Below are 24,893 nucleotides of genomic sequence, written 5' to 3'. Positions count from 1 at the left end.
ATCTGGCTGCTTTGAATATGCAATCTTGCACATCGCGTTGCACTATTCGGCATTTTCATACGGTCTCGATCAGCGATGATGAGCCGACCAGCCGACCAGCCGACCAGCCGACCAGCCGCCCAGCAAACAATCTGGTCACTGCGGAGATCTGAACATCGTGTCGTTCGCCATTTCGAAAACCACCGCAGCGAGATTCCGTCGCGCCAGCGAACTGGCGGTCGGCCCGATCCTGTTGTTCGGGGTTTGGTGGCTCGCAGCGCGCGGCGGCTGGGTCAATCAGGACCTGCTGCCGTCGCCGGTCGACACGCTTCGCGACACTGCGGCCAATATCTGGTCCGGCAGCATGACCGAAGATTTCTGGAGCACGATGGTTCGGGTCGCTTATTCGATCGCGATCGCGATCATCGCGGGCGTTCCGATCGGCATCGTGCTCGGCGCCAAGGCGACTGTGTATCGATCGGTCGAGTTCATCATCGATTTCTTCCGCTCGACACCGGCGACGGCGATGTTTCCGCTGTTCCTGCTGCTGTTCGGGCTCGGCGATCTCGCCAAGATCGCCGTGGCGGCGTTCGCCGCCTGGCTGGTGATCGTGTTCAACGTCGCCTACGGCGTGATGAATGCCCGGCAGACGCGAATTCTCGCGGCACGTTCGATGGGCGCGTCGTCGCTCCGCATCTTCCGCGACGTGATCTTCTTCGAAACCCTGCCGCAGACCTTCATCGGGTTGCGCACCGCGGTGTCGCTGGCGCTGGTCGTCATCATTGTCGCCGAAATGTTCATCGGCGCCACCGACGGCATGGGCCACCGCATCATCGACGCGCAGATCTCCTACTCGCTCACCGACATGTACGGCTCGATCCTGATCACCGGCGCGATGGGATACGGGCTCAATCTGATCCTGCTGTTTCTCGAACGTTCGGTCATCCACTGGTCGGGCAAATGACGACCCCTGCCGCCCCCGTTCACAAGGAGTCCAAGATGTCGAAATCAGTTCTGTTCGCCGCCGCGATGACGGCCGCGCTCTCGACCGTCAGCAGTGCGCAGGCCGCCTGCGACAAGATGGACAAGGTGACTGCGGCCTGGCTGCCGATCATGCAGACCACCGCTTATTACGTCGCGCTCGACCAGAAGCTGTTCGAGAAGGCCTGCATCGAGATCGACTCCAACAAAATGGAATCGCCGAACCAGATCATCGACGCGCTGATCGCCGGACGCGCCGATTTCGGACCGCCCGGCGCCGCGGCCGGCATCGCGATGATCGCGGAGTCGAAATTCCCCGGCAAGCTCAAGGTGTTCGGCCTGCAGGGCGGCGGCATCAAGGTCGACCGCATCAATGACGGGCTGATCGTCAAGCCCGACAGCGAGATCAAAAGCTTCGCCGACCTCAAGGGCAAGACGCTCGGCCACGTGCCCGGCATCCAGTGGCGGACGATCTCGCGCCAGATGGTGAAGGCCGCCGGCCTCGATCCCGACAAGGACGTCAAGCTGGTCGATCTCGCGGTCGCCATGCAGGTGCCGGCGGTGGTCGGCGGCACGGTCGACGCCACGCTGTCGCTGGAGCCGGTCGGCTCGATCGCGGTGGCGTCCGGCAAGGCCAAGCGCGCCATGACCAACCCGGTCGCCAGCGTCATCGCCGACCCGTTCTATTCCGGCGCTTCGGTGATGACGACCAAATTCATGACCGAGCGCCCGGACGTCGCCCGCCGTGTCGTCGCGGTGATCGATCAGGCGACCGATCTGGTGAACGCCGATTTCACCAAGTACAAGGCAGTGCTGCCGGCCTACACGCCGATCAAGGCCGATCAGCTCGACCTCGTGGCGCAGCCCTATCTGCGTGGCTTCAAGGACCTCGACGACACCGACGTCAAATCCTATCAGGCGCTGGTCGACGTGTTCATCGCCCAGGGTGTGGTGCAGGGGCCGATCAACGTCCGCGAGAAACTGCTGACCAAGGCGGATATCGGCGAATGAGCGCGGGCAGCGTCCTCCAACTGCGGCCGAAGCAGATGACCGATACCGCACCGATGCCCGCCGCGCCGAAGCCCGGCCGGCAGGCGAAGATGACGATCCGCGGCCTGCGCAAGACCTTCAACGACGCCGTCGTCTACGATGGCTTCGACCTGGACCTGCCGCTCGGCCAGTTCATCTCGGTGTTCGGCCCGAACGGCTGCGGCAAGAGCACGCTGATCAACATGATCTCCGGCCTGATGCCGATGGACGCCGGAGAGGTGCTTTATGACGGCCAGCGCATCAGCGAGACGCGGATCTCCTACGTGTTCCAGAACTATCGCGAGGCGCTGTTTCCCTGGCTGAAGGCGATCGACAACATCCATTACCCGCTGAAGGTGATGGGCGTGCCGCGCGCCGAGCGCAAGCGGCGGATCGAGAAGCTGCTGGCGGAGTTCGAGATCCGGATCGATCTCAACGCCTATCCCTACACGCTGTCGGGCGGCCAGCAACAGACGGTGTCAATCCTGCGCGCGCTGGTGACGGAGCCGGAGGTGCTGTTCCTCGACGAGCCGTTCTCGGCGCTCGACTACGAGATGACGATGTCGATGCGCGAGCAGTTGCAGAAGATCTTCATGAAGACGAAGACCACGATGCTGCTGGTGTCGCACGACCTCGACGAGGCGATCGAGCAAGCCGACAAGCTGGTCCTGCTCACCCGGCGGCCGACCCAGGTTGCCGAGATCGTCGAGATCGGCCTGCCGTGGCCACGCGACCGTGCCGTCACCACCGGCGACGACTTCATGGCGATCAAGCGCCACTGTCTCGATCGCTTCTGGCAGGAAGTGAAGAAATGACGGGCGCCGGCTGAGCCGGGTCCGACTAGTCCGAACCACCATCAGAATCTGGAGACTGACATGACGAAGCGCCGGTTTCGCGCCGCTGCGGTGCAGACACTCGCCAAGTTGGGCGATTTCGAATTCAACATTGCACTCGCGACCCGCTACGTCGAAGACGCGGTCCGCCAGGGTGCCGAGCTGATCGTGTTCCCGGAGTGCATGGACACCGGCTATCTGTTCGATTCGCCGGAGCATTGCCGCGAACTCGCCGAGACGTTGACCGACGGCCCGTTCGTCAAGGCGCTGGCGGCGCTCAGCCGCAAGCACGGCGTCTATATTGCCAGCGGCATCACCGAATGGGATCCGGTCAAAGAGAAGATCTTCAACACCGGCATCATGTTCGATCGCAAGGGCGAGGTCGCCTGCCACTATCACAAGCAGTTCCTCGCCACCCACGACCAGAACTGGTTCGCGTTCGGCGAGCGCGGCTGCCCGGTGGTCGACACCGACCTCGGCAGGATCGGCCTGCTGATCTGCTTCGACGGACGCATTCCCGAAATCTTCCGTGCCATGACGATGCAGGGCGCCGAGGTGATCGTCGACATGGCGAATTTCTTCGCGATGGATCAGGCCGACATGTGGGGTCCGGCGCGCGCTTACGAGAACGGCGTCTGGCTGGTGGCCGCCACCAAGGCGGGCTACGAGCGCTCGATCTATTATCCGGGCGGCAGCATGATCGTCGACCCGAAGGGCCGGGTGCTGTCCAAGGTGCCCTACGATACGCACGGCATGTCGATCGCGACGATCGACCTCGACGCCGCCGCCGACAAATCGATCTACACGGCCAACGACAAGATCGCCGACCGCCGCCCGGAGACCTACGGCATCATGGCGCTGCCCTATGAGCAGACCCCGGTCTACGGAATCGCCGACCGTCCCCTGATCCCGTCGAAATCCGTCACCAAGGTCGCGGCGGTGCAGATTCACGTCACGCCGGAATGCAGCGTGTCGGAGGTGCTCGACATGGTCGACCACACCGCCAAGCTCGGCGCCAAGGTGCTGGTGCTGCCGGAATACGCATTCTCCGAGCACTACATCCTCTCCGTCGAGGAGGCGTCCGAGCAGGCCGACCGGACGGCGGAGAATCTGGTGGCAGTCGCGAAGATCGCCGCGCGCTACGGCTGCCTGATCGCGGCGCCGGTCATCGAGCGCGCCGCCGCCGGGCTCTATGTAACTACCGTGCTGATCGGCCCGGACGGCAAGGAGATCGGTCGCTACCGCAAAACGCATCTCACGGCTGAGGAGCGCATATGGGCGGTCGCGGGCAGCGACTATCCGGTGTTCGAGACGCCGTTCGGCCGGATCGGCGTGATGTCGGGCTACGACGCAGTGTTTCCGGAAACCTCGCGCTGTCTGGCGATCGGCGGCGCCGACATCATTCTGTGGCCCGCCGCGTTGCGCGAACCGTTCGAGCGCGAACTGCTCGCCGTGCCGCGTGCCGAGGACAACCGTGTCGCGGTCGTGCTCGCCAACCGGGTCGACAGTCCGTATCCGGGCGGCAGTGTGGTGATCCCGCCGACCGGCTTCCCGCAATGGGATATCAACATCGCCGCGCCCCGCGTCATGAAACTCGGCGCAGTCATGCCCAAGCACATCGATCTGGCGGTCTGCCGCCAGAAGCTGATGATCCCGAAGGTCGACATGTTTGCAAACCGCCTGGTGGAGACCTACGCTCCGATCGTGGCGGCCTAGTCGACTTGACGGGTGACCGGCCGATCACGGTCGCGCGATCGGCGCAGCAGCGCCGGTCGCCCCGCAGGACGGCAGAGAACGTGGCGAAGACACAACGCAAGATCCGCTATGACTGGAATGATGTCGTCTACTTTCTGGAGGTGGCCCGGCAACGCAGCCTGGTGCGCGCTGCGGCCAAGCTGAAGGTCGACCACACGACCGTCAGCCGGCGCATCCGGGAGCTCGAGCGAAGCCTGAATTCGACGCTGTTCAAGCGCAGCAAATCCGGCTTCAGCCTGACCGAGATCGGGATGCGGCTGCTGCAATATGCCGAGGGCATGGAAAGCCAGGCGAACTCCATCATCGAGGCGATCGGCACCGACACCGCCGATGCCGGCGGCGCGGTCCGGATCGCGGCGATGGAAGGAATCGGCAGTTTCTATCTCACGCCCTGCATCGTCGATTTCAACAAGGTCTATCCGTCGATCCAGGTCGAACTGATCACCGATACCCGCCTGCTCGACCTCAGCCGTCGCGAGGCCGATATTTTCGTGAGTTTCTTCAGGCCCCACGGCAAGCGGCTGTCGATCAAGAAGGTCGGCGAATTCCGCATATCGCTGTACGCGTCCAATCGGTATTTCGAGGGTCGGAGCGATCCTCAGACCCTGAAGGAGCTCGAAGACCACGCCTTCATCGATTTCATCGAGGACCACATCTACAGCAAGGAGAACCGCTGGCTCTCCGATGTCCTGCGACCGCCTCATACGATCTTCCGCAGCACCAGCCTGGTGGCGCAATCGATCGCGGTGTCCGCAGGGCAGGGAATCGCGATGCTGCCGTCCTATGTGGCCTCAGGTCGCCCCGAACTTCGTCCGGTCATGCCGGAGCTGTTCACGACGCGCGATATCTGGCTTTCGGTCCACGAGGATCTGCTACACATCGCCCGCATCAAGGCCGTCATCACCTTCCTGGAGGAGCGTATCGAGGCCGACAGGGCGTTCCTCAATTCGGTGAAGAACAAGCCGGGTCGCAGGCGATCGTGAGCGACGCCAGGTGTGGAGCGCGAGCGCTTCGCCGTCAGGTCGGAGCGCGAGCGCTTCGCCGTCAGGTCGCGGTGTCGATCAGGCTCTCCAGCAGCCGCTTCAATTCGGCGGTGGCCTTGTCGCCGTAATTCTCGGCGATGTGGGCTTCCTGACTGAGCGCCAGCGCATTGAGACGTTGGGTCAGCGCTTTGCCGCGCTCGGAGGAGTACATCAGCACCTTGCGGCGGTCGTCCGGAGCCTGCACGCGATACACCAGCGAGTCCGACACCATGCGGTCGATCATCTTGGTCAGGGTCGGGTGGTTGAGCAGCACTGCGTCGGCGAGGTCGCCCATCGAATGGCCCTTGCCGTCGGACAGCACCTTGAGGATGCGCCATTGCTCGACCGGCACGCCCTCGTCGCGCAGCCGCGCTTCGAGCTGACGGTTGATCTCCCGGTTGGCCTGCGCCAGCAGATAAGCGAGATGTTCGGTGATCGGCGGGTTGGAACTGGGCGATCTGGCCACGGGCTGAGACTTTATCGTTCGACTTGAATGAATCGGATGCTGCGTTTGCTGCATCTATATGCACATCAATTGTTGAATGTTCAATATTTTCGAATAGCATCCAATCCGCGCAGGGTCAGACTTTCGCGGGAGGACCTCGCGCCAAAATTAGGAGAGGGCGTGCTTTCGATCGGGGATTTCGGAAGCGGTGGCGCGGGGTCGGCGCCGCCGCTCGGTATGCTTGAAAGGGCGTCTTCGCTCGCAGATGCGGCGTGGGTGGAGGGGCCGGGGGACGGCACCGGAGCGGCGGCTCGCCGGGCGCGCAACAAATTGCGGATCGCCAATTTCGTCACCTTCCAGGGCGCGCCGGGGATCTGGGGGCCGGCCTCGAGCAATGCCGCGCTGCTGGCGGCGGCCGAGATCAACAAGCGCGGCGGCATCCTCGGGCGCGAAATCGAGCTGGTGATGTGTGACGCCGGCGGCCCGATCGAGGACGTCGCGCGGCGGGTGGCGCAGGCGGTCGACTTCGACGACGTCGATATCGTGATGGGCTCGCATATCAGCGCGGTGCGGGTCGCGCTGCGCAAGGCGATCCGCGGCCGGGTGCCTTATATATACACCCCGGTCTACGAGGGCGGCGAACGCACCCCCGGCGTGATGGCGATCGGCGAGACGCCGCGCTGGCAGAGCCGGCCGGCGATCGACTGGCTCACCCAGGTCAAGAAGGCGCAGCGCTGGTATCTGATCGGCAGCGACTATGTCTGGCCGTGGCTGTCGCACCGCGCGGTCAAGACGTACATCAAGAACGCCGGCGGCCAGGTGGTCGGCGAGGAGTTCGTGCCGCTCGGCGAGGACGACCACGAGCGCCACCTCGCGCGTATCCGCGCCGCGCGCCCCGACGTGGTGCTGATCTCGCTGATCGGCACCGACAGCGTCACCTTCAATCGCGCTTTCGCCGAATCCGGCCTGGCTTCCCGCACGCTGCGGCTCGCCGGCGCGATGGACGAGACCGTGCTGCTCGGCATCGGCGCCGACAACACCGAGAACCTGTTCTGCGCCTCGGGCTATTTCGGCTGCTACGAGTCCCGCGCCAATGACGAGTTTCGCGCCGCCTGCGTTCGTGCGTTCGGGCCGACCGCGCCACCGATCGGCTCGGTCGGGCAATCCAACTACGAAGGCCTGCGCTTTCTCGAAGCCGTCGCCGACAAGGCGCAGACGCTGGCCGCGCGTCCGCTGCTCTCGGCGGCGAAGAACGTCGTCTACAACGGCCCCCGCGGCGCCGTGACCATCCGCGACGGTCGCGCGCGAATGACCATCCATCTCGCCGAGGCCGACGGCCTCGACTTCAGGCTGATCCGCACGTTCTGAAGGGACGGGTCGAGCGCCGAAAACCCGCCGCAAAATAATACTTGAAATAGAAAATATTTCCGTATGTAGTATCCATGACGCGGCGGCCCGCGAGCCGCGACCGGTCTTCCCCGGACCGGCGCCGCCGGTCGGCCCATGCGCAGGAGGACAACCTTGGCAGTTTCACTTCCCACACCCACGCAGCTTCTCGACGTCGCCGATCAGTGCGGCCTGTCGCTCACCGATGAAGACGTGATGTCCTTCCGGGCGCTGATGCAGCCGTCAGTCGATGCCTATAATGTCGTCGCGGCGCTGCCGGACGAAGTGCCGCTGGTGAAATATCCGCGCACGCCCGGCTACACGCCCGACACTACCGAGGACCCGCGCAATGCCTGGTATCGCAAGGCTCCGGTGAAGGGTGCCGCGTCGGGCAAGCTGAAAGGCAAGACCATCGCGCTCAAGGACAACATCATGCTGGCCGGCGTGCCGATGATGAACGGCTCCTCGACGCTCGAAGGCTTCGTCCCGGATTTCGACGCGACCATCGTGATGCGGATTCTCGACGCCGGCGGCGAAATTCTCGGCAAGACGCATTGCGAGCATTTCTGCATGTCCGGCGGCAGCCATACCGGCTCCAACGGTCCGGTGCACAATCCGCACAAGATGGGCTACTCGGCCGGCGGTTCGTCGTCGGGCAGCGCCGTGGTGGTCGCGCTCGGCGAGGCCGACATGGCGATCGGCGGCGACCAGGGCGGCTCGATCCGGATGCCGGCGTCGTTCAGCGGCATCTACGGCATGAAGCCGACCTGGGGCCTGGTGCCTTATACCGGCATCATGCCGATCGAAGTCTTCGTCGATCACACCGGACCGATGACCGCGAGCGTCGCGGACAACGCGCTGCTGCTGGAAGTGCTCGCCGGCGACGACGGCTACGACCCGCGCATCCGCGCGCCGATCCTGCACGACTACACCAAGGCGCTGGGCCACGACATCAAGGGCATGAAGATCGGCATCGTCCGCGAAGGTTTCGAACAGGCCGGCGCCGAGCCCGCTGTCAATGAGAGCGTGCGCGAGGCCGCCAAGCGGCTCGCCGGTCTCGGCGCGACCGTCGAGGAAATCTCCATCCCGGCGCACAATCTCGCCGCCGCGGTGTGGATGCCGATTGGCACCGAAGGCATGACCCAGACCATGATGTTCGGCGACGGCTACGGCCTCAGCCGTCCGGACCTGTATTCGACCGCGCTGATGAAGGCGCATCGCGGCTGGCGGGGGCAGGCGGATTCGCTATCCGAAACCACCAAGATGATGCTGCTGTTCGGCACCTATATCAACAACACCTTCGGCCCGCGCTATTACGGCAAGGCGCAGAACATCTCACGCCGCGTCACCGCCGCCTACGATCAGGCGCTGGCGAAGTTCGACCTGCTGCTGATGCCGACAACGCCGATGAAGGCGACGCCGCTGCCGGCGCCCGGCGCCAGCCGGGAGGAGATCATCGGCCGCGCCTTCGAGATGATCAGCAACACCGCGCCGTTCGACATCACCCATCATCCGGCGATGTCGCTGCCCTGCGGCATGGTCGACGGCCTGCCGGTCGGGCTGATGCTGGTCGGCAAGCATTTCGACGAGCCGACGATCTATCGCGCGGCGCATGCCTTCGAGCAGTCCGGCGACTGGAAGACGATGTGACGAGCCTGATCCCCGTCTCCAGGTAAGCCCGAATGGAAAACCTGCTCGTCGCCTTGTTCGAAATCCTGAGCTTCGGCGCCATCGTCGTGCTGGTGGTGCTGGGGCTCGGGATCATCGCCAGCATGATGGGGATCTTCAATTTCGCGCAGGGCGAATTCGTCCTGCTCGGCGCCTACGTCACCTATCTGGCCTACACCGCGGGTCTTCCGATTTGGCTCGGCATGCTCGCGGCGCCATTCGTGGTCGGCGCGCTCGGCTTCGTGCTCGAACGACTGATCGTGCGCAGATTCTACGCCGCGCCGATCGTCGCGATGCTCGGCACCTACGCGCTCGGCCTGATCATCCGCGAGATCGTCCGCGGCCTGATCGGCGGTCTCTATATCTCGGTGCCTGAGCCGATCGGCGGCTCGGTCGCGCTCGGCTCGATGCATTTCTCGACCTGGCGGCTGGTGATCATCGTCATCACCGCGCTGGTGATGGTGGCGAGCTATCTGCTGCTGTCGCGCACCTCGTTCGGCCTGCGGGTCCGCGCCTCGCTCGAAAATCCGGCACTGGCGCGCGCCTCCGGCATCTCCACCAACGCGATCTATGGCGCCACCTTCGCGTTCGGTGCGGCGCTGGCCGGCCTGGCGGGTGCGCTGATCGTCCCGGTGTTCTCGCTGTTCGCCGATCTCGGCCTGCGCTTCCTGATTCAGGGCTTCGTCGCCGTGATGGTCGGCGGCATCGGATCGTTCGCGGGACCTGTCGCCGGCGCGGCGGTGATCGGCACGCTGTCGGCGGCGCTGCCGTGGGTGATCCAGCCGGTGATCGCGGACGTCCTCGTCTTCGTCCTCGCCATCATCTTCATCAAGTTCCGGCCGCAGGGCCTCGTTTCGGGAAAAGGGATCTAGCCTGATGTCCAGCGACAGCAATCAAGGTTTCACGCGCCGCCGCTTCCTCTCCAACTTCGCCTTCGCCAGCACCGCGCTCGCCACCGGCGTCGGCAGCTGGGTGGTGCGGCCGGACTGGGCCAATGCCGCGGCAGCCCCGATCAAGGTCGGCATCGCCACCGACCTCACCGGCCCGATCGGCTATGCCGGCAACGCCGACGCCAACGTCGCCAAGATGGTGGTGAAGCAGATCAACGATGCCGGCGGCCTGCTCGGCCGGCCGCTCGAACTGTATATCGAGGACACCGCGTCCAACGAAGCCGTCGCGGTCGGCAATGTGCGCAAGCTGATCCAGCGGGACAAGGTCGATATGGTGCTGGGCGGCGTCACCTCGTCGATGCGCAACGCCATCAAGGACGTCATCGTTTCGCGCGGCAAGACGCTGTACATCTATCCCCAGCTCTACGAAGGCAAGGAGTGCACGGCGAACCTGTTCTGCACCGGGCCGACGCCGGCGCAGCAGTGCGACGAATTCATTCCGTGGCTGATCAAGAACGGCGGAAAGAAATTCGCGCTGCCCTCCGCCAACTACGTCTGGCCGCACACGCTCAACGTCTATGCCCGCAAGGTGATCGAGGCCAATGGCGGCGAAGTGGTGCTGGAAGAATACTATCCGCTCGACCAGATCGACTTTTCCTCGACCGTCAACCGCATCATCTCCAACAAGGTCGATGTGGTGTTCAACACCGTGATCCCGCCGGGCGTCGGGCCGATGTTCAAGCAGCTCTATGAAGCGGGCTTCCTCAAGAACGGTGGCCGGCTGGCCTGCGTGTATTACGACGAGAACACGCTGGCCATCAATCAGCCCGCCGAGATCGAGGGGCTGGCGAGCTGCCTCGATTACTTCAAGGCGGTCGCCAAGGACGATCCGGCCAGCGCCAAGATCCAGGCCGAATACGACAAGGCCTTCCCCGGCACCTTTCTGTTCGCGGCCGGCAGCGCCGCCACCGGCACCTATCGCGGCCTCAAGCTGTGGGAAGCTGCCGTCAAGGAAGCCGGCAAGATCGACCGCGACGGCGTCGCAGCCGCGCTCGACCACGCCAAGATCGCCGATGGCCCGGGCGGCCCGGCCGAGATGGTCCCCGGCAAGCGCCACTGCAAGATGAACATGTACACGGCAGTCGCCAAGAACGGCAGCTACGAGATCGTCGAGCGCAGCAAGGGCCTGGTGGATCCGAAGGAATGCTGATGGCGAACGCGCCATACGCCGGTCGGCCGGCGTGCCTTCGGCTGGCACAGCCTGCGCCTCTCCCCGCGTGCGGGGAGAGGTCGGCACGCATCGTCAGATGCGAGCCGGGTGAGGGGGCGTCTCGACGCAGCCGAGCCGCTCAGATTCTTACCAGCCGGGCCTCTCCGATTGTTGCCAACCGAACCGCTCGGACTCGCCGTGACGGCCCCTCACCCCGACCCTCTCCCCGCGCGCGGGGAGAGGGAGTGCTCCGGGCCGCGCTCTGCTCACACTCGCTCTCCTCGCACGCGGCACGCATGTTCACCATCACCCTGGCGGATCGATGACCGAAACTTCCTCGACAGTCGCGCCGATCGCAGCCCCCCGGGCGGGACGCCGCCTCAAGGTGCTGCCGATCATCGAGCTTGTCGTGCTGGCGATCGGCCTGCTGCTGCCGCTGGTGCTGCAGGACTATCTCACGATATTCGGCACGCGGGTGCTGATCCTGTGCCTGTTCGCGCTGTCGTTCGATCTGGTGTGGGGCTATTCCGGCATCATGAGCTTCGGCCAGGCTGTGTTCTTCGGCTCGGCCGGCTACGGCGTCGCGCTGCTGGCGCGCGATCTCGACGTCACCTCGATGTTGCTGGTGCTCCCCGCCGGCGTGCTGATCGGGTTCGCCATCGCGCTCCTGATCGGCGGCTTCCTGCTGCTCGGGCGCAATCCGTCCAGCGTGATCTTCGTGTCGCTCGGCACGCTCACAGGCTCCTACGCGTTCGACCGGCTGGCGCGCGGATGGTACTATCTCGGCGGCCAGAACGGCATCCCGTCGATCCCGCCGATGCATCTCGGCGGCTACGATCTCACCGAGGGCCCGGTGTTCTACTATTTCGTGTTCGGCATCCTGCTGCTGGTCTATCTCGGCTGCCGCTTCCTGACCAAGTCGCAGTTTGGACTCGCACTCGCCGGCCTGCGCGAGAACGAGCAACGCATCGCCTTCTTCGGCTATCAGGTGCAGCATATCAAGGCGATCATCTTCTCGCTCGCCGGCGCGATCGCCGGACTCGCCGGTAGCCTCTACGCCTTCCACGAAGGCTTCGTCTGGCCGAACATGCTCGGCGTGGTGATGTCGACCCAGGTGGTGCTGTATGTACTGTTCGGCGGCTCCGGCACGCTGATCGGCGCGGTGATCGGCACGGTCGTGATCGAGATCGTGTCGTTCTGGCTCTCCAATTCCTATCAGGAGATCTGGCCGATCATCCTCGGTTGCCTGATGCTGCTGGTGATCCTGTTCCGTCCGGCCGGCCTGGTCAGCCTGATCGTCAGTCACAGCGAGCGGATCGGCAGTTTCGGCCGGCCGCCGAAGCCGCACCGGAAGGAGCGCGACCATGGCGCTGCTTGAAGCGCGCGGCCTGAAGAAGGTCTTCGGCAAGCTCACCGCGCTCAACGGCGCAGAGCTGATCGTGCAGCCGAACGAATTCCACGGCCTGATCGGCCCCAACGGCTCCGGCAAGAGCACGATGATGAAGTGCATCGCCGGCGCCGAGGTGCCCACCGAAGGCAAAGTCATCTTCGACGGCCACGACATCACCGCGGCAACACCGGCCGAGCGGGCCCGCGCCGGCATGAGCCTGAAATTCCAGATCACCAGCGTGCTGCCGGCACTGACGCTGTATGACAATGTCCTGCTGGCGCTGCAGGGCCAGACCGCGCTGACCAAACTGATGTTCTCGCGCACCCGCGGCGCGCTGCACGACAAGGTGATGGCGATGCTCGATCAGTTCCGGCTGGTCGACCGCGCCGGCGAGCACGCGTCGGCGCTGTCGCACGGGCAGCAGCAATGGCTGGAGATCGCGATGGCGCTGGCGCCAGAACCCAAACTATTGCTGCTCGACGAGCCGACCGGCGGCATGAGTCTGGAGGAGCGCCGCGTCACCGGCGAATTGCTGGCGCCGATCAAGTCGCGCTGCTCGCTGGTGATCGTCGAGCATGATCTCGATTTCATTCGCGACATCTGCGACCGGCTCACCGTGCTCGATCAGGGCGCGGTGCTCAACAGCGGGACGATCGCGGAGATTCAGAGCTGCCCCAAGGTTCAAGAGGTTTATCTGCGCCGTGCCTGAGGATCAGTATCTCGACGTTCGCGATCTCGACGCCGGCTATGGCCGCAGTCAGGTGCTGTTCGGCGTCTCGATGTCGGCGCCGTGGCGCGGCGGCGTCGCCATTCTGGGCCGCAACGGCGCCGGCAAGACCACGCTGATGAAGGCAATCATGGGCGAACTGCCGGTGAAGCGCGGCAGTGTCTCGCTGGATGCGCGCGACGTCACCCGGCTGCCGACCGAGCAGCGCATCCGCGCCGGCTTCGGCTACGTGCCGCAGGATCACCCGGTGTTCGCGCGGCTGTCGATCCGCGACAACCTCGCGGTCGGCGCGCTGACGAATAAAGACAGCGGCGCGGTCGACCGCGTGCTGGAGATGTTCCCGAAGCTCGGCCAGCGGCTCGATCAGGCCGCCGGCACGCTGTCCGGCGGCGAGCGCAAGATGCTGGCGATCGGCCGCGCGCTGCTGTCGGAGCCGCGCGTGCTGCTGCTCGACGAGCCGACCGAAGGGGTCTGGATCGGCGTCATCGAGGAGATCACCGACCGGCTGATCGCGCTGGCCAAGGAGATCGCGGTGGTCATCGTCGAGCAGCATCTCGATCTGGCGCTGCGGGTCGCCGATCGCGCCTATGTGCTGGATCGCGGACGGGTGGCGCTGACCGGCACTGCCGACGAAGTCCGCAACGACCCGCGGCTGCTGCAATACCTCGCGCCGTAGCTTTCGGGCTGCTATTCTGCGCCGACGCCGCCTGACGCGGCGTGGCGCGAACTCCTCGCGCCTTCATTGAACCACCCCGCGCCCCGGCGCGGGCCTCTCCGAGCGCGTGATGATTTCCCCTTTCTCGATTGCCCGCCTGCCCCGCATCGAATTCGGCGCGGGCGCCGTCTCCCGATTGCCTGAAATGGCGGCGCGCTTCGGTCGGCGGGCTCTGCTGGTCACCGGGGCGCGCTCGTTCGACCGCGCGGCCTATGCGGCGCCGTTGTTGGCCGGCCTGCGCGATCGCGGCCTCGGCATCGCCCGCGTTGCGATCGGCGGCGAGCCGTCGCCGGAGGTGGTCGACGACGCCGTCAGGGAGTTTCGGAACTGGGACGTCGACGTGGTGATCGGCATCGGCGGCGGCAGCGCGCTCGACGCCGCCAAGGCGATCGCCGGGCTGCTCGAGCCCGGCAATTCGGTGATGGACCATCTCGAAGGTGTCGGCCCCGAGCGGCCGTATCGTGGCCCCGCGACGCCGCTGATCGCAGTGCCGACCACCGCCGGCACCGGTTCGGAGGCCACCAGAAACGCGGTGCTGTCGCGCCACGGCGCTGACGGCTTCAAGAAGTCGTTCCGCGACGACGCCCTCGTCGCCGCGATCGCGCTGGTCGATCCGGATCTGCTGTCGGGCTGCCCGCCGGCGCTGATCGCCGCCAACGGCATGGACGCGCTGACCCAATTGCTCGAATCCTGCGTCTCCACCCGCTCCAATCCGTTCACCGATGCGCTGGCGCTGTCCGGCCTGCGCGCCGTCCGCGACGGCCTGCTCGCCTGGCACGACGGCGGCGACGCGGCGCCCGAGGCGCGATCGCTGATGGCCTATGCGTCGCTGCTGTCGGGCATCTGCCTGGCACAGACCGGGCTGGGCTCGGTCCACGGTCTGGCATCGCCGCTCGGCGCGTTCTTCCCGATCGGCCACGGCGTGGTGTGCGGCACGCTGGTCGCCGACGCCACCCGCGTCAACATCGAGGCGCTGGAGGCGCGTGCGCCGCAGCATCCGGCGCTGGCCAAATACGCCGAGATCGGCCGCCTGCTGTCCGGCCGCAGCGGCGTCGACGCGGCCCAGGATCGCGACAATCTGGTGCGCACGCTGGCCGAATGGACGCAGCGGATGTCGCTGCCGAAGCTGTCGTCGCTCGGCGTCGCCGCCTCCGATGTCGACAGGATCGTTGCGGCCAGCCGCGGTTCCAGCATGAAAACCAATCCGGTGGTGCTGACCGACGACGAGATCAAACGCATCGTGACCTCGCGTTTCTGATTTAGATCACGGCGGATAACAGTCACCCGGTGCATGAAAAACCGCGCACCGTGTCGCCTGAGGTATTTTAGTAGGGTGGCGCGATATAAGATTTCTTGCTGCGGTAGCAAGGAAAATAAAATTTCTCTTATGCTGCTGTTGGGCCCACAACCCCCCGGGTGCTGGGCTCGCGGCGGCAGAAGGCCAGGCTGCGCGGTTGGGGGTATGGATGGATCAGGGTCAGACGCTATCACGTCTCTTGGACTCTTACGGGACGGACCCGCGCACGCGCGCGGTTGCTGCGGCCGTCGGCGCGATCGCCGAGGCGTCGATCGAAATCTCTGACCTGATCGGGCAGGGCGCGCTGGCCGGGATCACCGGCGCGGCGCATGGCGCGAGCAATGCCGACGGGGATGTTCAGAAGGATCTCGACGTTCGCGCCGAGGCCGCCATCGTCGCGGCGCTGAAGAATGTGCCCTACGCGGCGCTGGCCTCCGAGGAGACCGAGGCGCTGGTGATGGGCGATCCGCAGGCGCCGATCTCGATCGCTTACGATCCGCTCGACGGCTCGTCCAACATCGACACCAACATGACGGTCGGGACGATCTTCTCGATCATTCCGAACCAGGAGGGCGTGGCGCCGTTCACCGCGCCCGGCACCTGCCAGCTCGCTGCCGGCTTCGTGGTCTACGGGCCGCAGACCTCGCTGGTGCTGACGCTCGGCGACGGCGTCGACATCTTCACGCTCGACCGCGCCGCAAAGACCTACCGGCTGATCCGCGAGCGCGTGCAGGTGCCGGCCGACACCGCCGAATATGCCATCAACGCCTCGAACCATCGCCACTGGGAGCAGCCGGTGCGCGATTTCGTCGACGAGTGCCTGGCGGGGACCGACGGCCCGCGCGCCAAGAACTTCAACATGCGCTGGATCGGCTCGCTGGTGGCCGAGGCCTATCGCATCCTTACCCGCGGCGGCGTGTTCCTGTATCCGGCGGATTCGCGCCCGGGCTACGGCGAAGGCCGGCTGCGCGTTCTCTACGAAACCCATCCGATGGCGTTCGTCATGGAGCAGGCCGGCGGCGCAGCGTCCACCGGCCGCGAGCGCGTCCTCGAAGTCGTCGCGAGTTCGACCCACCAGCGCTCGCCGCTGATCATGGGATCGAGCGACAAGGTTCATCGCATCGTCGAGCTGCATCTCGATCCGAGTGCCGCCTCACGCACCGCGCCGTTGTTCGGACGCCGCGGCCTGTTCCGGATCTGACGCAGTCGTTTTTTGGAAGTCCATCCTCATGTCCCGTAAGCACCCGATCATCTCCATTACCGGCTCCTCCGGCGCCGGCACCACTTCCGTCAAGCGGACCTTCGAGCAGATCTTCCGCCGCGAGAACGTCAACGCTGCCTACATCGAGGGCGATGCGTTTCACCGCTACAACCGCGTCGACATGCGCACCAAGATGGCCGAGGAGGCCGATCGCGGAAACCGGCACTTCAGCCATTTCAGCCCCGAGACCAATCTGTTCGAGGAGCTGGAGACGACGTTCCGCGACTACGCCGCGACCGGCACCGGCAAGACCCGCACCTACGTGCACGACGACAAGGAAGCCGCAATCCACGGCGTCGCGCCCGGCAATTTCACCGAGTGGCAGTCGCTGCCGGCGGAGTCCGACCTGCTGTTCTACGAGGGTCTGCACGGCGCGGTGATCACCGAGAAGGTCAACGTCGCGCAACATGCCGACCTCAAGATCGGCGTCGTGCCGGTGATCAATCTGGAATGGATCCAGAAGCTGCACCGCGACCGCGCCGACCGCGGCTACTCCACCGAGGCGGTCACCGATACGATCTTACGGCGGATGCCGGACTACGTGCACTACATCGTGCCGCAATTCGCCGAGACCGACATCAACTTCCAGCGGGTGCCGACGGTCGACACCTCGAATCCGTTCATCGCGCGCTGGATCCCGACCGCCGACGAATCGATGGTGGTGATCCGGTTCAAGAACCCGCGCGGCATCGACTTCGCCTATCTGCTGTCGATGATCCAGGGCAGCTTCATGTCGCGCGCCAATTCGATCGTGATCCACGGCGCCAAGCTCGATCTCGCCATGCAGCTGATCCTGACGCCGCTGATCATGCAACTGGTCGATCGCAAGCGAGGCGTGAAGTAAACATGCGTCATCATTCCACTTCCGGGAGGCCGGCTTGAATATCTCCGCACGCGAACTCCACGACCAGGTCAGCCACGCCGACATGGCGAACGCGATCCGCTTCCTCGCCATCGACGCGGTCGAGAAGGCGAAGTCCGGCCATCCCGGCATGCCGATGGGCATGGCGGACGTCGCCACCGTGCTGTTCACCCGATTCCTGAAGTTCGACGCGTCAGACACGGCGTGGCCCGATCGCGACCGTTTCGTGCTCTCCGCCGGCCATGGCTCGATGCTGCTCTACGCACTGCTGCATCTGACCGGCGTCGAAGAGGTCACGATCGATCAGCTCAAGGCGTTCCGGCAATGGGGCTCGAAGACCCCCGGCCACCCCGAATACGGCCACACCAAAGGCGTCGAGACCACCACCGGCCCGCTCGGCCAGGGGCTCGCCACCTCGGTCGGCATGGCGCTCGCCGAGCGGATGATGAATGCGCGCTACGGCGACGCGCTGGTCGATCACTACACCTATGTGATCGCCGGCGACGGCTGCCTGATGGAAGGCGTCAGCCACGAGGCGATCTCGCTCGCCGGCCATCTCAAGCTCAACCGCCTGATCGTGCTGTGGGACGACAACCACATCTCGATCGACGGCGACACCTCGCTGTCGTGCTCGGACGATCAGCTCGCGCGCTTCGCCGCGTCGGGCTGGGCGACCACGCGGGTCGACGGCCATGACCCTGAAGCGGTCGCGGCCGCGATCGAGGCCGCGAAGGCGAGCGACCGGCCGTCGCTGATCGCCTGCCGCACCACGATCGGATTCGGCTCGCCGAAGGTCGCCGGCACCGAGAAGGCGCATGGCGCGCCGCTCGGCGCCGACGAGGTCGAGAAGACCCGCGCCGCGCTGAACTGGCCGCACGCGCCGTTCGAGATTCCGGACGGAATCCTCGCGCGCTGGCGCGAGGCGGGCAGCCGCGGCAAGGCCGCGCATCAGGCCTGGGCCGAGCGGCTCGGCGGCGTCGATGCCGCGACCCGTGCCGGCTTCGAGAGCGTGCTGGCCGGCAAGCTGTCGGCCGATTACGAGCCCGCGCTGAAAGCGCTGATCGCCGGCTTTGCAGCCGAGCAGCCGTCGATCGCCACAAGGCAGGCGTCGCAACTCACCATCAACGCGCTGGTGCCGGCATCGCCGAACCTGCTGGGCGGCTCGGCCGACCTGACGCATTCCAACCTCACCCACGCCAAGGGCTCCGCGTCGGTCAAGCCCGGCGCCTATGGCGGCGCTTACCTGCACTACGGCATCCGCGAATTCGGCATGGCGGCGGCGATGAACGGCATCGCGCTGCATGGCGGGTTCATTCCCTATGGCGGCACCTTCCTGGTGTTCGCCGACTACAGCCGCCCGGCGATCCGCCTCGCGGCGCTGATGGGCATCCGCGTCATCCACGTGATGACCCACGATTCGATCGGCCTCGGCGAAGACGGCCCGACCCATCAGCCGGTCGAGCACGTCGCCTCGCTGCGGGCGATCCCGAATCTGCTGGTGTTCCGCCCGGCGGATGCGATCGAGACCGCGCAAGCCTGGGATTGCGCCCTGAAGCAGACCAGCCGGCCCTCGGTGCTGGCGCTGTCGCGGCAGGCGCTTCCGACGCTGCCGCGGCCGAACGGCACCGACGACAATCCGGTGGCGCGTGGCGCTTATTTGGTCATCGATCCGGCCAAGCGGGATGTCACACTGATCGCGACTGGGTCGGAAGTCTCACTGGCGCTGGAAGCGGCGTCGAAGCTCGAAGCCGAAGGCATCAAGGCCGCGGTGGTCTCGGCGCCCTGCTTCGAACTGTTCGCCGAGCAGGACGACGCTTACCATGCGACCGTGCTCGGCACGGCGCCGCGGATCGGCATCGAGGCCGCGCGCGACATCGACTGGCGGCGCTGGATCGGCGACGGCGGCGCTTTCGTCGGCATGACCGGGTTCGGTGCCTCGGCGCCGGCGCCGGTGCTGTACCAGAAGTTCGGCATCACCGCGGATGCGGTCACGGAGGCGGCCAAGGCCGCGATCGCCCGCAGCAAACACTGATAAGCATGACACCGATCAACACCGGATCGTTCTTCAACATTTAGACAGGAGCCATCATGGCGCGTATCACCTTGAGGCAATTGCTGGATCACGCCGCCGAGCACGGCTACGGCGTGCCCGCGTTCAACATCAACAACATGGAGCAGGGGCTCGCGATCATGGAGGCGGCGGCTGCGGTCGACGCGCCGGTGATCATCCAGGCCTCGCGCGGCGCGCGCTCCTATGCGAACGACATCATGCTGGCGAAGATGATCGACGCGCTGGCGGAGATGTATCCCGACATTCCGCTGTGCATGCATCAGGATCACGGCAACGACGAAGCCACCTGCGCCACCGCGATCAAATACGGCTTCACCTCGGTGATGATGGACGGCTCGCTCAAGGCCGACGCCAAGACCGCGGCGGATTATGAGTACAACGTCGACATCACCCGCCGCGTCACCGACATGGCGCATTGGGTCGGCGCCTCGGTGGAAGGCGAACTCGGCGTGCTGGGCTCGCTCGAGCACGGCGGCGGCGAGCAGGAAGACGGTCACGGCGTCGAGGGCAAGGTCAGCCGCGAGCAGTTGCTGACCGATCCGGACCAGGCAGTCGATTTCGTCCGCGCCACCAAGGTCGATGCGCTGGCGATCGCGATGGGCACCTCGCATGGCGCCTACAAGTTCTCGCGCAAGCCGGACGGCGACGTGCTCGCCATGAAGGTGGTCGAGGAAATCCACCGCCGGCTGCCGAACACCCATCTGGTGATGCACGGCTCGTCCTCGGTGCCGCAGGATCTGCAGGAAGCCTTCAACAAATACGGCGGCGCGATGCCGCAGACGTTCGGTGTTCCGGTCGAGGAAATCGTCCGCGGCATCAAGCACGGCGTCCGCAAGGTCAATATCGACACCGATTGTCGCCTCGCGATGACCGGCGTGTTCCGCAAGATCGCGACCGAGCACAAGGCCGAGTTTGATCCGCGCAAGTTCCTCAAGCCGGCGATGGACGCGATGCGCGACCTCTGCCGGTTGCGTTTCGAACAGTTCGGCACCGCCGGCAACGCCTCGAAGATCAAGGTGATCCCGCTGTCGGAAATGGCCAAGCGCTATAAGTCGGGCGCGCTCGATCCGCAGATCGGCCAGGTGGCAAGAGCTGCAGAGTAGTTCGAAACAATCGGGAGCGGCCACCGGCCGCCCCGCACTCGCCATTCAGGAGACCACGATGGACCAGTCGAGCCGCTACGCCAACCTCAACCTCAAAGAAGCCGACCTGATCGCCGGCGGGCGGCATGTGCTGTGCGCCTACATCATGAAGCCGAAGGATGGCTTCGGCAATTTCCTGCAGACCGCGGCGCATTTTTCGGCCGAATCCTCGACCGGCACCAATGTCGAAGTGTCGACGACCGACGACTTCACCCGTGGCGTCGATGCGCTGGTCTACGAGATCGACGAAGCCAGGCAACTGATGAAGATCGCCTACCCGATCGAATTGTTCGATCGCAACGTGATCGACGGCCGCGCGATGATCGCCTCGTTCCTGACGCTGACGATCGGCAACAACCAGGGCATGGGCGACGTCGAATACGCCAAGATGCACGATTTCTACGTGCCGCCGGCTTATCTGCGGCTGTTCGACGGCCCGTCGACCACGATCAAGGATCTGTGGCGCGTGCTCGGCCGGCCGGTGGTCGACGGCGGCTTCATCGTCGGCACCATCATCAAGCCGAAGCTCGGCCTGCGGCCGCAGCCCTTCGCCAACGCCTGCTACGATTTCTGGCTGGGCGGAGACTTCATCAAGAACGACGAACCGCAGGGCAACCAGGTATTCGCGCCGTTCAAGGAGACGGTCCGCGCGGTCGACGACGCGATGCGCCGCGCTCAGGACAAGACCGGCGAGCCGAAGCTGTTCTCTTTCAACATCACCGCCGACGATCACTATGAAATGGTCGCGCGCGGCGAATACATCCTCGAGACCTTCGCCGACAACGCCGATCACGTCGCCTTCCTGGTCGACGGCTACGTCGCCGGCCCCGCCGCGGTGACCACGGCGCGCCGCGCCTTCCCGAAGCAATATCTGCACTATCATCGCGCCGGCCACGGCGCGGTGACCTCGCCGCAGTCAAAGCGCGGCTACACCGCCTTCGTGCTGTCGAAGATGGCCCGGCTGCAGGGCGCCTCCGGCATCCACACCGGCACCATGGGCTTCGGCAAGATGGAAGGCGAGGCGGCAGACCGCGCCATGGCCTACATGATCACCGAGGACTCGGCGGACGGCCCGTTCTTCCATCAGGAATGGCTCGGCATGAATCCGACGACGCCGATCATCTCCGGCGGCATGAACGCGCTGCGGATGCCCGGCTTCTTTGAGAATCTCGGCCACTCCAACCTGATCATGACCGCGGGCGGCGGCGCCTTTGGTCATATCGACGGTGGCGCGGCGGGCGCCAAGTCGCTGCGGCAGGCCGAACAGTGCTGGAAGGCCGGCGCCGATCCGGTGGAGTTCGCCAAGGATCATCGCGAATTCGCCCGCGCCTTCGAGAGCTTCCCGCAGGACGCCGACAAGCTGTTCCCGAACTGGCGCAACTCGCTGAAGCTGGCAGCTGCGTAAGCTGCGACTGCAAACCCGACGTCGCACGGCCCGCCTTGTGCGGGCCGTTTTGCTTCATTGGATGCCGCCGGGGGCGCTCTTCAATTCCAGCTTTGCCGGTTCAGAAGCGCCTGGCGATCAGTAGACACAGCAACACCGACCCCGACGACGCGAACACCGTCGCCATGTTCGCCAGGTTCTGGGTGATCACAGTCGTCAGCGACGTGGTGCAAACCGCCACCTGCTTCGGTTTGCGTCGGCTTTGAGAGGCCCGCTTCTTCGACGCCATTTCCATTCCCGAAACGACACCCTCGCCGCTGAATTCGCAGCAGGGCATGATTGACCAGCGTTTGCTATCTTCGCATGGCTGCGCTCCCCGAACCCTTAATCGCGTTCCGCGGGAGTTTGTCTTCACAATGCATGGTTTACGGAATCCCACGCAGCACGCGCCTGATCGGCCGCCGCGTTCTCGCGCCCGCCGGCGTCTTCGCGTGGCTGATGACCGAGAAGAGATCGGAAGCGACGACACATTTGTGCTGGATCAATCCAATTTTCGCCGGTTCCGGCTTAGATGCGAATTGATAGCGCCTGTTACAATCGTTCTAAACTCCGATCGACGCAGCGCTGAATCACTTGACCTCCGCGGCGACGATTGGAAGAACGGGCGATGACCTCAATGCTGCATCACAACGGCCACCAGCCCATCCTGCTCGGCAATGCGCGGCGCGGTTATCGCGGCGTTGTCCAGGCGATCGATTCGGAGAAGGTGGCGTCCGCGCTGCAGCCGGTGGAACTCGAAAGCCGGTTGATCGAGCTGGGGTTCGTCGAAGGCGCCAAGGTCGAAGTGCTGCACGAAGGGATCATCGGCCGCGATCCGATCGCTGTGCGTGTGGACAATATCACGATCGCTGTCCGACGACGCGAGGCGATGGCCGTCGTACTGATGTGACGACTGCGCGATGAGCTCGATCGAAAGCCACCCCTTCAATCTCGCGCTCGTGGGAACGCCGAACAGCGGCAAGACCTCGCTGTTCAACGCGCTGACCGGCAGCCGTCAGAAGGTCGCGAACTATCCCGGCGTCACCGTCGAGCGGAAGGCCGGCGTGTTCACGACGCCCGGCGGCCGCATCGTGAGCATCCTCGACCTGCCCGGGACCTATTCGCTGCGCGGCCGCAGCCCGGACGAGGAGATCACGCGGGACGTCGTGCTCGGCCGTCGGCCGGGCGAGATCGTGCCGGATCTGGTGCTCTGCGTCGCCGATTCCACCAATCTCCGGCTGACGTTCCGGCTGATGCTCGAGCTCAGGGCGACCGGCCGGCCGCTGATGCTCGTGCTCAATATGTACGACATCGCGCTGCGTCGCGGCGTCACCGTCGATCTCGAGAAGCTGTCCGAGCGGCTCGGCATTCCGGTCGTGACCTCGATCGCGGTCCGCAAGGGCGGCACCGTCGATCTGCTGAAGCGGACCGACGAATTCGCCGGGCACATCGGCAATGAGTCGACCGCAAACGACTGGCGGCCGCTGACCACCGCGGAACTGCGGGCTCTGCAGCGCGAGGCCGACCAGATCATCGCCGAGTGCGTCAGCCTGCCGGCCCGGCCGCATACGCTGACCGCAAAGGTCGATTCCGTCGTCCTGCATCCGGTTGCCGGCCTCGCGATCCTGCTGCTGATCCTGTTCGTGATGTTCCAGGCGGTGTTCTCCTGGGCGCAGCCGTTGATGGAGCTGATCGCTGACGGCTTCGGCGCGCTCGGCGATTTCGTCAGTGCGACGATGCCGGAAGGATTGCTGCAGAGCTTCCTGCAGAACGGCGTCATCTCCGGCGTCGGCAGCGTCATCGTGTTCCTGCCGCAGATCATGATCATCTTCCTGTTCATCCTGCTGCTGGAAGATTTCGGCTATATGGCCCGCGCCGCGTTCCTGATGGACCGCATCATGGGCGGCGCCGGCCTGCACGGCCGCGCATTCATTCCGCTGCTGTCGAGCTTCGCCTGCGCGATTCCAGGGATCATGTCGACGCGGGTGATCGACAATCGCCGCGACCGGCTGACGACGATCCTGATCGCGCCGCTGATGACCTGTTCGGCGCGGATCCCGGTCTACACCCTGATAATCTCCGCCTTCATTCCGGCGCAGCAGGTGTTCGGCTGGATCAATCTGCAGGGCCTGGTGATGTTCGGCCTGTACACCGCGGGCATCGTCAGCGCCCTCGCGGTCTCGGCGCTGATCAAGTTCTTCATGTGGCGCGACTACGAGCCGGCGCCGTTCATGCTGGAACTGCCGGACTACAAGCTGCCGCGGGTCAAGAGCGTCGCGATTGGCATCTATATCCGCGCCAAGATGTTCCTGCAGCGCGCCGGTACCACGATCTTCTCGATGATGGTGCTGATCTGGTTCCTGGCGTCGTTCCCGCGACCGCCGGCGGGGGCGACCGAGCCGGCGATCGACTACAGCCTGGCTTCGATGATCGGGCACGCGATCGAGCCGGTGCTGGCTCCGCTGGGCTTCAACTGGCAGATCGGCGTGGCGCTGATCCCGGGCATGGCCGCGCGCGAGGTCGCGGTGGCGGCGCTCGGCACCGTGTACGCCATCGAAGGCGGCAAGGAAGCCGCCGACCAGATCGGCCAGGTGCTCGCCTCGAAATGGAGCCTCGCCACCGCGCTGTCGCTGCTGGCCTGGTTCGTGTTCGCGCCGCAATGCGCCTCGACGCTCGCCGTGATCAAGCGCGAGACCGGAAGCTGGCGCTGGATGGGCGTCACCTTCATCTACATGTTCGCGCTGGCCTATGTCGCGAGCCTGATCACCTACAACGTCGCAGTCGCGTTCGGCGCCGGCTGAGGCCGG

At 65.3% G+C, this 24,893-nt stretch carries 22 protein-coding genes; 20 read left to right on the top strand and 2 right to left on the bottom strand.

The genetic code is table 11. The annotated features are described in order from the left end of the window. The first annotated feature begins 157 nt into the window (after positions 1-157). The 5 genes from ACTZWT_RS18780 (at position 158) to ACTZWT_RS18760 (ending at position 5,560) form a co-directional block, all read left to right on the top strand. Positions 158-943 carry an ABC transporter permease gene (locus ACTZWT_RS18780; protein WP_444771194.1) on the top strand — a complete coding sequence of 262 codons (786 nt, stop codon included), beginning with the start codon at positions 158-160 and terminating at the stop codon, positions 941-943. A 35-nt stretch (positions 944-978) separates the two neighbouring features. After that, positions 979-1,971: an ABC transporter substrate-binding protein gene (locus tag ACTZWT_RS18775; protein ID WP_444771193.1), complete on the top strand. Its 993-nt coding sequence runs from the start codon at positions 979-981 to the stop codon at positions 1,969-1,971. Positions 1,972-2,006: 35 nt separating this feature from the next. Further along, positions 2,007-2,804: an ABC transporter ATP-binding protein gene (locus ACTZWT_RS18770; protein WP_444771192.1), complete on the top strand. Its 798-nt coding sequence runs from the start codon at positions 2,007-2,009 to the stop codon at positions 2,802-2,804. Between the two features lie 60 nt (positions 2,805-2,864). After that, positions 2,865-4,538: a carbon-nitrogen hydrolase family protein gene (locus ACTZWT_RS18765; protein ID WP_444771191.1), complete on the top strand. Its 1,674-nt coding sequence runs from the start codon at positions 2,865-2,867 to the stop codon at positions 4,536-4,538. Between the two features lie 80 nt (positions 4,539-4,618). Beyond that, the gene (locus ACTZWT_RS18760; protein WP_444771190.1) at positions 4,619-5,560 is read left to right on the top strand and encodes a LysR family transcriptional regulator; all 942 of its coding nucleotides are present in this window, start codon (positions 4,619-4,621) and stop codon (positions 5,558-5,560) included. Positions 5,561-5,621: 61 nt separating this feature from the next. On the opposite strand, the gene ACTZWT_RS18755 is transcribed toward ACTZWT_RS18760, so the two are convergent. Next, positions 5,622-6,065, bottom strand: a complete 444-nt coding sequence (locus tag ACTZWT_RS18755; RefSeq protein WP_444771189.1) for a MarR family winged helix-turn-helix transcriptional regulator — start codon at positions 6,063-6,065, stop codon at positions 5,622-5,624. A 159-nt stretch (positions 6,066-6,224) separates the two neighbouring features. Here ACTZWT_RS18755 and ACTZWT_RS18750 point away from each other — a divergent pair, with 159 nt between their 5' ends. The 13 genes from ACTZWT_RS18750 (at position 6,225) to ACTZWT_RS18690 (ending at position 22,068) form a co-directional block, all read left to right on the top strand. Further along, the gene (locus tag ACTZWT_RS18750; RefSeq protein ID WP_444771188.1) at positions 6,225-7,412 is read left to right on the top strand and encodes a substrate-binding domain-containing protein; all 1,188 of its coding nucleotides are present in this window, start codon (positions 6,225-6,227) and stop codon (positions 7,410-7,412) included. Between the two features lie 153 nt (positions 7,413-7,565). Next, positions 7,566-9,080, top strand: coding sequence for an amidase (locus ACTZWT_RS18745; RefSeq protein WP_444771187.1), 1,515 nt, complete (start codon positions 7,566-7,568; stop codon positions 9,078-9,080). A 32-nt stretch (positions 9,081-9,112) separates the two neighbouring features. Beyond that, positions 9,113-9,970 carry a branched-chain amino acid ABC transporter permease gene (locus ACTZWT_RS18740; RefSeq protein WP_444771186.1) on the top strand — a complete coding sequence of 286 codons (858 nt, stop codon included), beginning with the start codon at positions 9,113-9,115 and terminating at the stop codon, positions 9,968-9,970. A 4-nt stretch (positions 9,971-9,974) separates the two neighbouring features. Next, positions 9,975-11,198 (top strand): substrate-binding protein, encoded by a 1,224-nt coding sequence (locus ACTZWT_RS18735; protein ID WP_444771185.1) that lies wholly within the window; start codon positions 9,975-9,977, stop codon positions 11,196-11,198. A 322-nt stretch (positions 11,199-11,520) separates the two neighbouring features. Continuing rightward, the gene (locus ACTZWT_RS18730) at positions 11,521-12,576 is read left to right on the top strand and encodes a branched-chain amino acid ABC transporter permease (protein WP_444771184.1); all 1,056 of its coding nucleotides are present in this window, start codon (positions 11,521-11,523) and stop codon (positions 12,574-12,576) included. Next, positions 12,563-13,297 (top strand): ABC transporter ATP-binding protein, encoded by a 735-nt coding sequence (locus ACTZWT_RS18725; RefSeq protein ID WP_444771183.1) that lies wholly within the window; start codon positions 12,563-12,565, stop codon positions 13,295-13,297. Before ACTZWT_RS18730 ends, ACTZWT_RS18725 begins: the two co-directional genes overlap by 14 nt. Then, on the top strand, positions 13,290-13,991 hold the full coding sequence (locus ACTZWT_RS18720) for a branched-chain amino acid ABC transporter ATP-binding protein (protein WP_444771182.1): 702 nt from the start codon (positions 13,290-13,292) through the stop codon (positions 13,989-13,991). Before ACTZWT_RS18725 ends, ACTZWT_RS18720 begins: the two co-directional genes overlap by 8 nt. A gap of 109 nt (positions 13,992-14,100) precedes the next feature. Next, on the top strand, positions 14,101-15,288 hold the full coding sequence (locus ACTZWT_RS18715) for an iron-containing alcohol dehydrogenase (RefSeq protein ID WP_444771181.1): 1,188 nt from the start codon (positions 14,101-14,103) through the stop codon (positions 15,286-15,288). Positions 15,289-15,496: 208 nt separating this feature from the next. Further along, positions 15,497-16,528 carry a class 1 fructose-bisphosphatase gene (locus ACTZWT_RS18710; protein ID WP_444771180.1) on the top strand — a complete coding sequence of 344 codons (1,032 nt, stop codon included), beginning with the start codon at positions 15,497-15,499 and terminating at the stop codon, positions 16,526-16,528. Between the two features lie 28 nt (positions 16,529-16,556). Then, complete coding sequence (locus ACTZWT_RS18705) at positions 16,557-17,432, top strand: phosphoribulokinase (RefSeq protein ID WP_444771179.1); 876 nt, start codon at positions 16,557-16,559, stop codon at positions 17,430-17,432. Positions 17,433-17,466: 34 nt separating this feature from the next. Further along, positions 17,467-19,482 carry a transketolase gene (gene tkt, locus ACTZWT_RS18700; protein WP_444771178.1) on the top strand — a complete coding sequence of 672 codons (2,016 nt, stop codon included), beginning with the start codon at positions 17,467-17,469 and terminating at the stop codon, positions 19,480-19,482. Between the two features lie 56 nt (positions 19,483-19,538). After that, positions 19,539-20,624 (top strand): class II fructose-bisphosphate aldolase, encoded by a 1,086-nt coding sequence (fba, locus tag ACTZWT_RS18695; RefSeq protein ID WP_322514482.1) that lies wholly within the window; start codon positions 19,539-19,541, stop codon positions 20,622-20,624. A 58-nt stretch (positions 20,625-20,682) separates the two neighbouring features. Further along, a complete protein-coding gene (locus ACTZWT_RS18690) occupies positions 20,683-22,068 on the top strand; it encodes a ribulose-bisphosphate carboxylase (protein ID WP_444771177.1) in 1,386 nt (461 codons plus the stop codon). Positions 22,069-22,168: 100 nt separating this feature from the next. Here the strand turns inward: ACTZWT_RS18690 and ACTZWT_RS18685 are convergent, their stop codons facing one another. Further along, positions 22,169-22,336 (bottom strand): hypothetical protein, encoded by a 168-nt coding sequence (locus tag ACTZWT_RS18685; protein ID WP_444771176.1) that lies wholly within the window; start codon positions 22,334-22,336, stop codon positions 22,169-22,171. 378 nt (positions 22,337-22,714) lie between these two features. Between ACTZWT_RS18685 and ACTZWT_RS18680 the strand changes: the two genes are divergently transcribed. Both ACTZWT_RS18680 and feoB read left to right on the top strand, forming a co-directional pair. Then, complete coding sequence (locus ACTZWT_RS18680) at positions 22,715-22,996, top strand: FeoA family protein (RefSeq protein ID WP_444771276.1); 282 nt, start codon at positions 22,715-22,717, stop codon at positions 22,994-22,996. 10 nt (positions 22,997-23,006) lie between these two features. Beyond that, positions 23,007-24,887, top strand: coding sequence for a ferrous iron transporter B (gene feoB, locus ACTZWT_RS18675; protein ID WP_444771175.1), 1,881 nt, complete (start codon positions 23,007-23,009; stop codon positions 24,885-24,887). The last annotated feature ends 6 nt before the right edge of the window (positions 24,888-24,893 follow it).

It is taken from the genome of Rhodopseudomonas sp. NSM, assembly GCF_052445935.1.
Classification (GTDB): Bacteria; Pseudomonadota; Alphaproteobacteria; order Rhizobiales; family Xanthobacteraceae; genus Rhodopseudomonas.
Note: the sequence above shows the minus strand (reverse complement) of the source record. Positions and strands in the feature narration are given on the sequence as shown.